This is a genomic window from Thalassospira alkalitolerans, from assembly GCF_002115745.1.
Lineage (GTDB): Bacteria > Pseudomonadota > Alphaproteobacteria > Rhodospirillales > Thalassospiraceae > Thalassospira > Thalassospira alkalitolerans.
The window spans coordinates 196,424-211,639 of the sequence record NZ_JFKB01000009.1 but is presented as its reverse complement, the minus strand read 5'-3'; the positions used below and the strand labels follow the sequence as shown (position 1 = coordinate 211,639).

The following is a 15,216-nucleotide window of genomic DNA, read 5'->3' as shown; positions in this document are numbered from 1 at the left end:
ATGACGGTCAAAGCCAATGGGGCGGGCGATGGGGGGCTGAGGGGGCTAAATAACCGGATCCTCAGAGTTTGCGGTTTTGGTAGTCGGCAAAAACCTGTTCCGGGGAATGGCCGCGATATTCTTCGCAGATTTCTTCGAATTTTGGATTGCTGATCAAAAGGTCTGCGGTGCTGCGATTACACGCAATCGGCACTTCATACATATTGGCCAGCCGGATCAGGGCGCGGACATCAACGTCATGGGGTTGAGGTGTCATCGGATCGGTGAAAAAGAACATGGCCTGTAATTCACCATGGGCAATCATCGAACCCAATTGCTGATCGCCGCCAAAAGGCCCGCTTTTAAGCGCGACAATATCAAGATCGGGGAAGCGTTCCTGAAGCACGCGACCGGTGGTGCCGGTCGCAAAAATCCGGCTACCGGCGAATTGTGCCTTGTGGGTTGCCAGCCAGTCGGCCATTTCACGTTTGCGGCGATCATGGGCAACAAGTCCGATCGATAAAGTCATTGATGCGATCCTCTGGCTGGAATTCTAAATCATCATACAAAATAAGCCCGTATCTGGCAGGGCTTATTTAATCATCATACAAAATAAAACGGCCGTCCCATCGGGACGACCGTTTCGATTATCCGATGACGGATAATATTACATGTGGATTGCGCGTTTGTCCGCGTCCATTGCCGCTTCCTTGACAGCTTCGCCAAGGCAGGGATGGGCGTGGCAGGTGCGTGCGATGTCTTCGGCGGATGCGCCGTATTCCATCGCCAGAACCACTTCGGCAATCAGATCGCCAGCAGCCGGGCCGACAATATGCGCGCCGACAACACGGAGCGTTTTCTTGTCTTCAAGGATTTTGACAAAGCCTTCGGTGCTTTCCATTGCTTTGGCGCGACCATTGGCGGTGAAGGGGAATTTGCCAACTTTATAGTCAACGCCTTCTTCCTTCAGCTGCTCTTCGGTTTTGCCAACAGATGCAACTTCCGGCCAGGTGTAAACAACACCCGGGACCTTGTCGTAATCGACATGGCCTGCTTCGCCAGCCAGCATTTCAGCAAGGGCAACGCCATCTTCTTCGGCTTTGTGGGCCAGCATCGGACCGACGATTGCATCGCCGATGGCAAAGATGCCCTGTACGTTGGTCTGGAAGTGCTCGTCGGTTTTAACCCGACCGCGTTCGTCAAGTTCGACACCCGCTTTGTCAAGACCAAGGCCGGTGACAAACGGACGACGACCGATGGCCACCAGAACGACGTCTGCCTTGATTTCCTCGGCATCGCCGCCTTTGGACGGTTCAACCGTCAGGGTCACGCCGGACTTGGTCGATTTTGCACCGGTAACTTTATGGCCCAGTTTGAAGTTGAGCCCCTGTTTGGCAAAGATGCGCTGGGTCTGTTTGACCAGTTCGCCATCCATACCCGGCAGAATGCGATCCAGGAATTCGATCACGGTGACTTCGGCACCAAGACGACGCCAAACCGAACCCAATTCCAGACCGATAACACCGGCACCGATGACAACCATCTTTTTCGGCACTTTCGAAAGAACCAGACCACCGGTCGAGGAGACGATGTTTTTCTCGTCGATCTCGACACCCGGCAATGGGGTGACTTCCGAACCCGTGGCGATCACGATGTTCTTGGCAGTGATGGTTTCTTCGCCGCCATCAAGAAGGGCAACCTTGACCGTGGTTGCCGACGTGATTTCGCCAGCACCTTTGACATAGGTTACCTTGTTCTTTTTGAACAGGAATTCGATGCCCTTAACATTACTGTCAACAACCTTGTCCTTGCGGGCCATCATCTTTTCAAGATTGACCTTGGGTTTGCTGACTTCGATGCCATGGGTATCAAAATGTTTTTCGGCTTCCTCGAACAGGTGCGAGGAATGCAGCAATGCCTTGGACGGAATGCAGCCGACATTAAGGCAGGTACCGCCAAGGGTGCCGCGTTTTTCAACGCAGGCAACCTTAAGACCAAGCTGTGCGGCGCGGATGGCGCAAACATAACCGCCAGGGCCGCCACCGATCACGACAACGTCGTAGTTCTCACTCATGAGTTCTGTGATCCTTTTGTCTGATCAGATGTCGAGCAGAATGCGTTCTGGGTTCTCGATGCATTCCTTGACGCGTACCAGGAACGAAACCGCTTCGCGGCCATCAATGACACGGTGGTCATAGGACAGAGCCAGATACATCATCGGACGAATTTCGACTTTGCCGTCGATTGCGACCGGGCGCATCTGGGTTTTGTGCATGCCGAGGATACCGGACTGCGGCGCATTGAGGATCGGGGATGACAGAAGCGACCCAAAGACACCACCGTTCGAGATGGTGAAGGAGCCGCCGGTCATTTCGTCCATGCCAAGTTTGCCGTCACGGGCACGTTTGCCGAAATCAACAATGGTGCTTTCGAGTTCAGCAAAGTTTTTCTTTTCGGCAGAACGGATCACCGGAACCACAAGACCCTGCGGAGTACCAACGGCAACGCCGATATCGCAGTAGTTTTTGTAGATGAAGCTGGTGCCATCGATTTCAGCATTCACTGCCGGCCATTCATTAAGGGCCGTGGTGCACGCTTTGATAAAGAACGACATAAAGCCAAGCTTTACACCGTGCTTTTTCTCGAAACCGTCTTTGTATTTGTTCCGGCATGCCAGAAGGTTGGTCATGTCCACTTCGTTATAAGTGGTCAGCATGGCCGCAGTGTTCTGGGCTTCTTTCAGGCGGCGCGCGATGGTCTGGCGCAGCTTGGACATTTTGACGCGTTCTTCACCGTCGCGCAGGTCGCGCTCTGGTTTCGGCGCTGCCGGGGCCGCAGCAACCGGTGCAGCGGCACGCGGTGCCGGTTTGCCACCAGCAAGATAATCCATCACGTCGCCCTTGGTCAGGCGGCCGTCTTTGCCGGTTGCCGGAATGGCGGCCGGATCAAGATTATTATCTTCGACCAGTTTGCGCACAGCAGGCGGCAACGGATGATCGGTATTGGCTGTGGTCGCCGCCGCCGGAGCAGCTTTGGCCGGAGCAGCCGCCGGTGTGGCTGCTGCTTTTGGTGCCGGGGCTTCTTCTTTGGCCGGAGCCGCAGCAGCAGTCGTGCCTGCGGCACCTTCGGTGATCATGGCGATCAGGGCGCCGACTTCAACTTCGTCGCCTTCGGCAACGATCAGCTCGGCAATCGCGCCGGAAACCGGGGCGTTGACTTCGACGGTGACTTTGTCGGTTTCGAGTTCGACAATTGGTTCATCGGCAGCAACAGCATCACCGACTTTTTTGTACCATTTTGCAATCGTTGCTTCGGTAACAGACTCGCCCAGTGCGGGAACTTTAACTTCAGTCGCCATTTTTTCCTCGACCGTTTTTCAATCAGACAGTGTGGGTATGTCTGAATGCGAATGAATTCTGAATGTGCGCAGTCGGACGGGCGATTTCTCGCCCGTCCGTAAAATCATTTTACGCTTAGTGCGGCATCAACCAAGGCTGCCTGTTCGCGCAGATGGGCCTTAAGCAGGCCGGTTGCCGGCGAAGCGGCAGCGGCACGACCGACATAGGTCGGGCGGCTGGTTTTGTGTTTGACGTCAGACAGCACGCCTTCGATACGACGATCGACGAAATACCAGGAACCCATATTTTCGGGTTCTTCCTGACACCAGACCACGTCAGCGTTCGGATATTTGGCAAATTCTTCTGCCAATTCCTTGGCCGGCCACGGATAAAGCTGTTCAACGCGAACCAGGGCAACGTCGTCGATGCCACGGTTTTCGCGTTCTGCTGCAAGGTCGTAGTAGATCTTGCCAGCCGACAGGACGATGCGTTTGACTTTTTTCGCGTCGGTCAGTTTGCCAGTTTCACTGATCACAGGTTTGAATGTGGTCCCCGGGCCAAATTCGACCAGTGGGGACACAGCCTGTTTGTGACGCAGAAGCGATTTCGGCGTCATCAGGATCAGCGGTTTACGGAACGAACGACGGATCTGGCGACGCAGAATGTGGTAATAGTTTGCAGGGGTCGTGACGTTGGCCACCTGCATGTTATTTTCACCACAAAGCTGCAGATACCGTTCCAGACGGGCGGAACTATGTTCCGGACCCTGACCTTCGTATCCATGCGGCAACAACATCACCAGACCCGACATACGCAGCCATTTGGCTTCGCCCGAGCTGATGAACTGGTCAATGATGACCTGTGCGCCATTGGCAAAATCACCGAATTGGGCTTCCCACAGAACCAGCGAGTGTGGTTCAGCAAGAGTGATCCCGTATTCAAAGCCCAGAACACCGGCTTCGGACAGGGGCGAGTTGAGAATCTCAGCTTCGGCCTGACCGGTTCGGATGTTGTTGAGCGGGGTGTATTTTGCCTCGTTGGTCTGATCGATCAGCATGGCATGACGTTGGGAGAAGGTCCCACGCTGGCAATCCTGACCGGACAAACGAACCGGAGTGCCTTCGCACATCAGGGTGCCGAATGCGAGTGCTTCACCGGTTGCCCAGTCAATGCCTTCGCCGGTTTCAAACATCTTCGCCTTGGCTTTTAGCTGGCGAAGGATCTTTTTGTTGATGTCGTATTCGCTGGGCGGGGTTGAAAGAGCCCGGCCAACGTCTGCAAGAAGTTCATTGTCGACACCGGTTTCACCGATCCAGTCCGCGTCTTCGCCATGGCTTGACGCCATGCCTGACCATTTGCCTTCGAGCCAGTCCGCCTTGTTCGGGCGGTATGCTTCGGAAGCTTTGAACTCGTCATCAAGATGGTTCTGGAATTTCTTGTCCAGTTCCTTGACGCGTTCTTCGGTCAGCAGGCCTTCCTTGATCAGCTTTTGTGCATAAATGTCCTTGGTGGTCGGATGTTTACCGATCACATCGTACATTTTTGGCTGGGTGAAGGCCGGTTCGTCGCTTTCGTTATGACCAAAGCGGCGATAGCAGAACATGTCGATCACGACGTCTTGTTTGAATTCCTGACGGAATTCGGTCGCGATGCGTGCGGCGTGAACCACTGCTTCGGGATCATCACCATTCACATGGATGATCGGTGCCTGAACGACTTTGGCAATATCCGAACAATACGGCGATGAACGACTGTCGGTCGGCTTGGTCGTGAACCCGATCTGGTTGTTGACCACAAAGTGGATCGTACCGCCGGTACGATAACCCTTGAGGTGCGACAGATCGAAGGTTTCAGCGACAAGGCCCTGACCGGCAAAGGCCGCATCCCCGTGCAGAAGGATACCCATAACCTGCTCGCGGGCGGTGTCTTTGCGCTGTGACTGTTTGGCGCGGACCTTGCCCAGAACGACGGTGTTAACCGCTTCGAGGTGGGATGGGTTCGCAGTCAGTGACAGGTGGACAATGTTGCCGTCAAATTCGCGGTCGGCCGATGTGCCAAGGTGATATTTAACGTCACCCGAGCCCATCACGTCTTCCGGCTTGGACGGATTGCCCATGAATTCCGAGAAGATTGCCTGGAACGGTTTGTTTAAAACGTTCGCGAGAACGTTCAAACGGCCACGGTGCGGCATGCCGAACACAACCTCGCGGATGCCAAGCTGGCTGCCACGTTTGAGGATCTGTTCAAGAGCCGGCATCAGGGCTTCGCCACCATCAATGCCGAAACGCTTGGTGCCGACATATTTGGTGTGGAGATAGTTTTCAAAACCTTCGGCTTCGACCAGACGTTCAAGGATGGCTTCCTTGCCGCGTGCGGTAAACTGCGTCTGATTGCCGATGCTTTCGATTCGCTGCTGAATCCAGGATTTTTGTTCGGGTTCCTGAATATGCATGAATTCGATACCGATCGACCCGCAATAAGTTTTGCGTGCCAGCGATACGATCTGGCGGATGGTCGCGGTTTCAAGGCCAAGGACATTGGCAATGAAAATCGGACGGTCCAGATCGTCTTCGGTAAAGCCGTAAGTTTTGGGATCAAGTTCCGGATGCGGATCGCGCGGTGCGATGCCAAGCGGATCAAGATTGGCTTCCAGATGTCCGCGCACACGGAACGAACGGATCAGCATCAGTGCGCGAATGGAATCATGTGCGGCAGCCCGGGTCGCATCGGAATTAACCACTGCGGCCTGATTTGCCGACGGTGCAGCCGATGAATACCCGCCATTGGCGGGGCGTTCGGCGTGACCCTGAGAGACATCATAGCCATCCATACCGCCAACAACCTTGGTTTCCCGTGGCTGCCAGCTGGGCCCCTGCATTTCTGCAAGGAGATCGGCGGCGTCGTCTTGCAACCCGTCAAAAAACTCTGCCCAGCTCGGATCAACCGCAGTCGGGCTGTTCTGATATCGGGCATAAAGTTCAGCGATGTAGGTTGCGTTCGATTCGTTGAGAATCGTGTCGATATCTTGAGGTTTCATTTGTGGTCTTGGAAGGCATGGTCCCGAAAGGAACCACGCCTCCCCATGCCTTTCCTCTGACTACCCAGATTACCCTTTCAAAGCCTTGAGCATGGTCGAGCCCAAGCTTGCCGGGGAATCGGCAACAAGAATACCTGCACTGCGCATTGCATCCATTTTTGCATCCGCAGTTCCTTTGCCGCCGGAAATAATCGCACCGGCATGGCCCATGCGTTTACCCGGAGGCGCAGTGACACCGGCGATGAAGCCGGCAATCGGTTTTTTGACCTTGGAAGACTGCAGGAATTCACATGCTTCTTCTTCGGCTGAACCACCGATTTCACCAATCATGATGATACCTTCGGTTTCCGGATCCCGCAGGAACAGGTCGAGGCAATCGATGAAGTTGGTGCCGTTGACCGGGTCACCACCAATACCGATACAGGTCGACTGGCCAAGGCCAGCGGCTGTGGTCTGGGCGACTGCTTCGTAGGTCAGGGTACCGGAACGCGAAACGATCCCGATTTTGCCGCGACGGTGAATGTGACCGGGCATGATGCCGATTTTGCATTCGTCCGGGGTGATAACACCCGGGCAGTTCGGACCGATCAGGCGGGTTTTGGTGCCGGTCAGGGCGCGCTTGACGCGAACCATGTCGGCAACCGGAATGCCTTCGGTGATGCAAACAGCCAGTTCGATACCGGCGTCAATTGCTTCAAGAATGGCATCGGCGGCGAAGGGCGGCGGAACATAGATCACCGATGCATTGGCACCGGTAACATGGACCGCTTCATCAACGGTATTGAAAACCGGCAGGTCAAGGTGCTTGGTGCCGCCTTTGCCCGGGGTAACGCCGCCAACCATTTTGGTGCCATAGGCAATGGCCTGTTCGCTGTGGAAAGTGCCCTGCGAACCGGTGAAACCCTGGCAGATTACTTTGGTATTTTTATTGACAAGAACAGCCATGGTTACGCGGCCTCCTTCACAGCTTTGACCACCTTTTCGGCGGCATCGGCAAGATTGTCGGCCGAAACGATCGGCAGACCGGATTCGCTAAGAATCTTCTTGCCGAGTTCAACATTGGTACCTTCAAGACGAACCACCAGCGGGACATTCAGGCTGACTTCGCGCGCAGCGGCGATAACGCCTTCTGCGATCACGTCACAACGCATGATGCCACCAAAGATGTTGACCAGAATGCCTTCGACATTCGGATCAGACAGGATCAGCTTGAAAGCCGTGGTAACGCGTTCTTTGGTCGCGCCGCCGCCAACGTCGAGGAAGTTTGCCGGTGCTCCGCCATAAAGCTTGATGATGTCCATGGTTGCCATGGCAAGGCCTGCGCCGTTGACCATGCAGCCGATGGTGCCATCGAGCTTGATGTAGTTCAGGCTGTGCTTGGCGGCTTCGAGTTCCGCCGGGTTTTCTTCGTCTTCGTCGCGCAGTTCTTCGATGTCAGGATGACGGAACAATGCGTTGTCGTCGAAGTTCATTTTGCAATCAAGCGCAATGATATCGCCACTGCCGGTCACGACCAGCGGGTTGATTTCAACCATGGCAGCATCGGTTTCGAGGAAGCATTTGTACATGGCGGCCATAAATTTGACAGCCTTGGAAACCTGCTTGCCTTCGAGGCCTAGCGCGAATGCCAGTTTGCGACCATGGAAGCCCGAGAAGCCAGCAGCCGGATCGATATCAACAGTGATGATCTTTTCCGGGGTTGCTTCAGCGACTTCTTCGATGTCCATGCCACCTTCGGTCGATGCCATGAAGATCACACGCGAAGTAGCACGATCAACAAGCAGCGAAAGGTAAAGTTCGCGTGCGATGTCGCAGCCTTCTTCGATATAGACGCGTTTGACTTCTTTGCCATCTGGACCCGTCTGGTGGGTGACGAGTGTTGCGCCCAACATCTGGCCGGCATTGGTGCCGACTTCTTCGACGCTTTTGACAACGCGAACGCCGCCTTTATCGCCTGCGGTTGCTTCTTTGAAGGTGCCCTTGCCGCGGCCACCTGCATGGATCTGGGATTTCACCACATAAACCGGACCAGCCTGTGACTGGGCAGCTTCGATGGCTTCCTGAGCGGTGTAGGCAACCTTGCCGTTCGGCACGGTCACACCGTATTTGCGAAGAATTTCTTTCGCCTGGTACTCATGAATATTCATGTTCGGTCGCTTTCTTGCCTTCCGTACGATTTCCGGTGGGTCAGAAATCGTGGTTTCAATGTCCCTGCTTGATCAGGGGACGTTGTTGCGAGGCCCGCGATCATTGAAGTCACAATAACAACAATGATTGAAAAACGGGCCGGTCACTGACCAGCCCGCTTCGCGATCTTAGAGCATGCCCTTGGCAGCATCGACGAGACCGCGAACAGCTGTCACGGATTTGTCGAAGTTTGCTTTCTCGGACTCGTCAAGATTGATCTCGACGATGCGTTCAACACCGCCAGCGCCCAGAACGACCGGGACGCCGACATAAATGCCGTCAACGCCGTATTCGCCGCTGAGATAAGCAGCAACAGGCATGACGCGTTTTTGGTCTTTCAGGTAGCTTTCCGCCATCGCGATTGCCGAAGCAGCCGGAGCGTAGAAAGCAGAACCGGTTTTCAGAAGAGCGACGATTTCCGCACCGCCATCACGGGTGCGCTGAACGATCTGATCGATCTTTTCCTGCGTGGTCCAGCCCATTTTGATCAGGTCGGGAACCGGGATGCCGGCAACAGTCGAATAACGGATCGACGGGACCATGGTGTCGCCGTGGCCACCCAGAACAAAGGCGGTAACGTCCTTGACCGAAACTTTGAATTCTTCGGCGAGGAAGTGACGGAAACGGGCAGAGTCCAGAACGCCAGCCATGCCGACAACTTTCTTCGGATCGAAGCCGGTTGCCTGCTGCATCACCCAGACCATCGCATCAAGCGGGTTGGTGATAACAATGACGAATGCGTTCGGTGCATGTTCTTTGATGCCCTGACCAACCTGGGTCATGACCTTGGTGTTGATGCCGATAAGGTCATCACGGCTCATACCCGGTTTGCGGGCGATACCGGCGGTGACGATGACGACATCAGCGCCTGCGATGTCTTTGTAGTCACTGGTGCCCTTGAAGTCGGCATCAAACATGTCGACGGGGGAGGATTCAGCAATGTCGAGCGACTTGCCCTGTGGCATGCCATCAACGATGTCGAAAAGGACGACGTCGCCAAGCTCTTTCAGGCCGACGAGGTGGGCCAGAGTTCCACCGATATTGCCGGCGCCTACGAGCGCGATCTTGTTGCGGGCCATTCCGTTACCTTCTTCCCTATTGCGCTTCCAGGGGGTTAAAACTCAACTTGGGAGCGCGATTGAAAATTTAAACCTGTGAACGCGAAATATTCGTTCGTAAACACCGAGTGTCGTAAACTGATTCGGCCGGTTTTACAAGGGGAAACGCCGCTGTTTTAATGAGGAAAACCGCCGGTTCGCGGTTTGTTGCAACTAATGTATAAACGCTTAAAAACCGATCATATTGTCGGTGCGAATAAATGCAAAATCGCCGCAACGTCAAAGCCTGTTTGCTCCTTGGCGCTGCTTAAAGGAAAGGCAGAACGTACGTTTGCCATGAATTCGGACGAGAGATCGCCTGTTTTGGTACGCAGCCTTGCATGAAACAGCCATCAGCCATGCGATCAATAGGGCGTATGCAGAAGTTGCTATGAACAGATTCTGCGTTTTTGAACCTGCCAAACGGCCTTTTGCGCAAGAATCGACATTGCAATCGTTACCTGCTGGTGATTTTTTGCGCTGCAATTAAACCCAGATGGGCGGAGTCGTTTTTTAGGGTTTCAAATTTACCCCAAAACCAACCTGCCAATCAGGTCAGATGCGGCATGTCGAGATATTCCTGACTGCGCATTTCAGTCAGGCGCGACACGGTACGTTGAAATTCGAATGAATAGTCGCCGTCGGTATAAATATCGTTCGGTTCACACTCGATGGCGCAGATCAGTTTGGTTTTGTGTTCATACATCGCATCGACCAGCGTTCCGAAACGCTTTGCCCAGTCGCGCCGGGAATCAGGCAATTTGGGGATCATATCGATCACCACGGTATGGAAATGGGTGGCAATTGCGATGTAATCACCAGGGCCGAGCGGTTGGGTGCACAGTTCGTCGAATGTAAAACGCGCGACACCTGCCCCGGCAGCCGAGATATCAATCTGACGACCTTTGACCGTCAGGCTGTCGGGGGCGACGCGCGCGCCCTCGGTGACGGTTGCAAACATCTGATCGATTTTCTGTGCCGCGTCGGGCCCTGCCGGAAACAGAAAGACATCGGCGGCGGTCAGATTGCGCATGCGATAATCGGTCGGGCTGGCAAGTTCCAGAACGTCGAGCTTTTGTTTGATCATTTCGATAAAAGGCAGGAAGTTCTGGCGTTGTAAGCCGTCCTTGTACAGATCATCGGGCATGCGGTTGGATGTGGTGACGATCACCACGCCATGTTCAAACAACTGTTCGAACAAGCGGCCCAGAATCATTGCATCGGTGATGTCGGTAACCTGCATTTCATCAAAACACAAAAGCCACGCATCTTTTGCCAGGTCTTGGGAAATCTTCAGAATTGGATCGGTTTCGCCCTTGGATTTGGTTTTGCGGAAACGGTGCATGCGATTATGCACATCCTGCATGAAATCATGGAAATGCACGCGGCGTTTTTGAGCCACCGGAACGGTATCGTAGAACAAATCCATCAGCATGGATTTGCCACGGCCGACTTCGCCGTAAATATAAAGCCCCTGTGGAGGCTGCGGTTCTTCGCGCCGCCGGGTTAGACCAAACCGTTCGCGCCAGCCACCTGAGCCGGTTTGCGGTTCGTAATGGGCCAGGGCGTTATAAAGGCTTTGCAGCTTTTCAGCGCAGAGTTCCTGCATCGGATCATGGGACAACTCGCCACAGGCGATTTTCGCGCGGTAACGGGAAAGCGGGCCGTCAGTCATCAAGTGATCTCGTAATGCCGTGAATGAAAAGGATCGGAACCGTCAAAGTCATAGCGCCAAGCCGCGTTGCAATGCAACAAGGCAGTGGCACATGGCTTGTCTGTTTTTATCTAGATCAGGCGCATCTTTTTAAATAGCCAGATTTCAAATGCGACGATTGCCGACAAAATCAGCGACACACTGACAAAGCCAAACGGGCTTTCTGCTGCTGGAATGCCGCCGACATTGATCCCCAGAAGACCGGTGACAAAACTGATTGGCAGGAACAGACCGGCAATCACGGTTAGCCAGTACATGGTGCGGTTCATGCGTTCGGTTTCAAGTGCCATCATGTTTTCATTCACAATCTGAATGCGTTCGCGCAAAGAATCGAATTCTTCGACAAGACGGACGGTCTTGTCGGTCAGCGAACGGGCGCGGCGTTTGTATCGTTTGTCGGCCCAACTGGTTTTGTGTTCAACATATTGGCTTAGCGCATCGCGTTGTGGGGCAAGATGGCGGCGCAGACGCAGCAATTGATTGCGCACATCAGAACAGCGACGGCGCAGGGGCAGGGTTCTGTTTTCGGGGACTTTTTCCTGTTCGTCCTCGATGGTGTCGACATCTTCCTCAAGCCCGCGCACGACATTATCGACCCGGAAAATCAGCCTTTCGGCTGCAGTCAGGATGAAATCATCGGTATTGCGCGGGGCATTGTTTTGGGCGATGGCATTGCGGATATCGTCAAACGCCTTGAGCGGTTGATTGCGGAGCGTAATGACCAGATTTCCCGAAATCCAGAAACGAGCCGAGATCATATCGGCCGGATCATTTTCGGCGTTCAGGTTTACGCCGCGCAAGTTCATCGAATAGCCATGATCATAAAAGAATACCGATGGCCTTGTGCCACGTGTTGACAGGGCATCGGCAATGGTTTGGTCCAGTCCGACGACATTGATCAGCCAGTCCTGAACGCCATCGGCCATCCAATCAAGATGTATCCAAATGAATTCATGTTCCGCTGTGCCGGGAATGCCGTTGCGGATGTTTTGCCAGTCAAGGGGGACACCCGTGCCATTGTTGTCGATTTTAAAGGCATTGATCAGGGCCGATGCGGACATTTGGAAACTCCTGGCGAAAACAATCGGGTGTCGGGCATGGTGTGATCGGGCCGGTCGGGCCACGATGTTTTATCCGGAACGAAACGATACGTGATTCGTTATGGCGGACAGTGTAACCTGCCTGCAATTCAGTAAAAACGGGTTTTGCAGGCAATCCAAAGATTGCCAGAAACCCGGTCAGAGATCTTATGGAACATACCAGATGAAGCTTATTCGTCCGTTTTTGTCATTCATTGTGGCAACAATGTTGTTTGTTTGCCTTGGTGCCGGCGCGGTGTATGCGCAGGGTGAAGTCCCGGAAAACGGACCATCCGTTACGCTGGAAGACAGCCAGAAGGTCATTGGCCAATGGATGCAGGCACTTGATAACATCGAGCACGCGCTGGACGACGGCGATGTCAGCGGACGGATTTTGAGTGAAGGCCGTGGTCAGCTTGATAAAATCCTTCAGGGTTTTTCGGGGCTGAAAAATCTGGCCAATGAAAAGCTTGGCCGGTTAAAGGCTGCCCTTGGCAAGCTTGGTGAAGCACCTTCAGAGGGGCAAACCGAAGTTCTCGCCGTTGCTGAACAGCGATCGCGGCTTAATAAAGAGATCGAACAGGTCAGCGGTATTATCAAGCAGGTTGAGCTGGCCGATTTTCGGGCGGCCGAGATTTCAGACCAGCTGGCCAAGATTTCACGTGATCGTTTTACCAAGCGTATTCTTGGGCGTGTCGATGTGCCATGGGACTCTGCCATCTGGGGGAAAGCCTTTAGCGAGGCCTTTGAAATTCCCGACCTTATTCGCAGCCGTTATTCCGATCTTGAACTGAATGGGGCAATTGGCGACCAGCTGACTGAAATTGCGCCGGGGCTGGTGTTGTTGTTCTCTTTGGTCGTCGCCACGCTGATTGGTGGCGAGGTTGTTGTATTGCGCTGGTTGCCGGAACGCTGGCAACAGGCCCCGAAGGAAGACCGGGTTTCGCTGATATCGGGGACCCGTTTTGTCTTCACCGCGCTGGTGCCCGGGGTTGCGCTTTTGATTGTCTATCACATGGTGCAACGCCAGCCTGACCTTATGGTCGGCAATATGGGGGATTTTATCCACCAATGCCTGATGGCGTTGTTGTTTTTGTTGTTTGTTGGTGCGTCGGTCCGCAGCATCTATTCGCCTTTTGCCCCGAAATTGCGCCGGGTTGGTACGACAGAATCCGGGACCCGTGTTGTCGGACTGCTATGTTTGTTTGCAGCCCTTATTTATGCTGGTGATTTGGTTCTGCTTCAGGGGGCAACGTCGCTTGGGACGTCGCTTGACCTTGCTTTGGTGCAAAGCGTTTCAAACGTTTGTTTGATTTCGATTGCATTTTTGATCAGCTCGCTGGGGTGTTTCTGGGGGCACGGTGAACAGGACCGCCATGAAATGTGGGCGAAGGTCGAGCGGCGCTGTCGTCGGGGGCTTCGGATCATTTCACTGGTGCTGCCGGTTTTGACGTTGATTGGATATGTCGCACTGGCGCGGTTTATTCTTGAAAATCTGATGATGGTGCTGGCGTTTGTGACCAGTTACTGGTTGCTGCGCGGGTATCTGCGGGCGTTGGTTCATACCTATCTGGTTCGGCCAGCGCCTTCGGGTGACGGGGCCAGCGATGCGGTTCAGGGAATGCTTCACTTCTGGCTGCGTGTGACGATTGATGTGGTGATGTTTACCTGTGCGGTGCCGCTTGCCGTGCTTATTTTCAGCGACATTGCGCTGGCAGACCTGGTGGATGCGGCCCAGACGGCCTTTATCGGCATCCAGGTGGGCGGAATCAACTTTTCGCTGCGTGCGATCCTGATTGCGATCCTTTTGTTTCTGGTTGTTCTGGGGGTCATGCGGTTTTTCCAGCGCATGTTGAATACACGGGTTTTGCCGAACACCAAACTTGACGAAGGATTGCAGCATTCGGTTTCGGCGATCTTTGGCTATGCGGGGATTTGCTTTGCCGTATTGCTGGCGATCTCGGCCGCCGGGATGGATTTATCGAACCTTGCGATTATTGCCGGTGCGATTTCAGTCGGTATCGGTTTTGGTCTGCAAAGTATCGTCAGCAACTTTGTTTCCGGTCTGATCCTGTTGATCGAACGTCCGATCAAGGTCGGGGACTGGATCGTGGTGGGGGCCGATCAGGGTTTGGTCAAGGATATCCGCGTGCGTGCGACCGAGATCGAAACCTTTGACCGGTCATCGATTGTTATTCCGAACTCCGAACTGATTTCCAACCGCGTATTGAACTGGACGCTTAAGGATCGGGTTGGGCGGGGTATTGTCAAAATCGGGGCGTCTTATGGTGCGGATGCCAACAAGGTGCGTGAAATCCTGCTTGATATCGCCGACAAGCGCCGTGAAATCCTGAGCTATCCTGCGCCACAGGTTGTTTTTATTGATTTTGGCGCCAGTTCGCTTGATTTCGAATTGCGTTATTTCCTGCGTGATATTGGGGATGTGCTTGCGGTGGCCAGTATTGTCCGCTTTGAAGTGCTGGATCGGTTCCGCGCTGAAGGCATCGAAATTCCGTTCCCGCAACAAGATGTACATTTGCGCGATATGGACCGGCTGGAAGCCGCCATTCGTGAAATGGGTATGGGGCCCCGAAAGGCGGCAGATCATGAGGCGTCTTTGCCGGAAGTTCGTGGTTCTGAAGCCATTGGGGAAGCGTCAGACGGAATCAAGCCAGCTTCGTTGCCATCCGTAGCGAAGGATGAAAATAGGGATCGGGATGCGGCAGGACGTGAAATTCCCGATGCCGGGGGCGAGCCGGATGGCGATGCGCCACGCTAGTTTTCC

General features: G+C 54.1%; 10 protein-coding genes. 1 reads left to right on the top strand and 9 read right to left on the bottom strand.

Features of this window, described 5'->3' with window-relative positions; all coding sequences use genetic code 11:
• Positions 1-61: 61 nt before the first annotated feature.
• The 9 genes from TALK_RS14450 to TALK_RS14410 all read right to left on the bottom strand — a co-directional run bounded on the left by TALK_RS14450 (position 62) and on the right by TALK_RS14410 (position 12,413).
• On the bottom strand, positions 62-508 hold the full coding sequence (locus TALK_RS14450; RefSeq protein WP_085619835.1) for a methylglyoxal synthase: 447 nt from the start codon (positions 506-508) through the stop codon (positions 62-64).
• A 138-nt stretch (positions 509-646) separates the two neighbouring features.
• Complete coding sequence (gene lpdA / locus TALK_RS14445) at positions 647-2,053, bottom strand: dihydrolipoyl dehydrogenase (protein WP_085619834.1); 1,407 nt, start codon at positions 2,051-2,053, stop codon at positions 647-649.
• 24 nt (positions 2,054-2,077) lie between these two features.
• Positions 2,078-3,337 (bottom strand): 2-oxoglutarate dehydrogenase complex dihydrolipoyllysine-residue succinyltransferase, encoded by a 1,260-nt coding sequence (odhB, locus tag TALK_RS14440; protein WP_085619833.1) that lies wholly within the window; start codon positions 3,335-3,337, stop codon positions 2,078-2,080.
• Between the two features lie 104 nt (positions 3,338-3,441).
• Positions 3,442-6,354: a 2-oxoglutarate dehydrogenase E1 component gene (locus TALK_RS14435; RefSeq protein WP_085619832.1), complete on the bottom strand. Its 2,913-nt coding sequence runs from the start codon at positions 6,352-6,354 to the stop codon at positions 3,442-3,444.
• Between the two features lie 69 nt (positions 6,355-6,423).
• On the bottom strand, positions 6,424-7,299 hold the full coding sequence (gene sucD / locus TALK_RS14430) for a succinate--CoA ligase subunit alpha (protein WP_085619831.1): 876 nt from the start codon (positions 7,297-7,299) through the stop codon (positions 6,424-6,426).
• 2 nt (positions 7,300-7,301) lie between these two features.
• Positions 7,302-8,531 (bottom strand): ADP-forming succinate--CoA ligase subunit beta, encoded by a 1,230-nt coding sequence (sucC, locus tag TALK_RS14425; protein ID WP_281251301.1) that lies wholly within the window; start codon positions 8,529-8,531, stop codon positions 7,302-7,304.
• A 138-nt stretch (positions 8,532-8,669) separates the two neighbouring features.
• The gene (mdh, locus tag TALK_RS14420; RefSeq protein ID WP_085619829.1) at positions 8,670-9,620 is read right to left on the bottom strand and encodes a malate dehydrogenase; all 951 of its coding nucleotides are present in this window, start codon (positions 9,618-9,620) and stop codon (positions 8,670-8,672) included.
• A gap of 568 nt (positions 9,621-10,188) precedes the next feature.
• Positions 10,189-11,313 carry a cell division protein ZapE gene (zapE, locus tag TALK_RS14415; RefSeq protein WP_085619828.1) on the bottom strand — a complete coding sequence of 375 codons (1,125 nt, stop codon included), beginning with the start codon at positions 11,311-11,313 and terminating at the stop codon, positions 10,189-10,191.
• 110 nt (positions 11,314-11,423) lie between these two features.
• Positions 11,424-12,413: a zinc transporter ZntB gene (locus tag TALK_RS14410; RefSeq protein WP_085619827.1), complete on the bottom strand. Its 990-nt coding sequence runs from the start codon at positions 12,411-12,413 to the stop codon at positions 11,424-11,426.
• Positions 12,414-12,615: 202 nt separating this feature from the next.
• On the opposite strand from TALK_RS14410, the gene TALK_RS14405 reads away from it, so the two are divergent.
• Positions 12,616-15,210, top strand: coding sequence for a DUF3772 domain-containing protein (locus TALK_RS14405; RefSeq protein WP_245829925.1), 2,595 nt, complete (start codon positions 12,616-12,618; stop codon positions 15,208-15,210).
• The last annotated feature ends 6 nt before the right edge of the window (positions 15,211-15,216 follow it).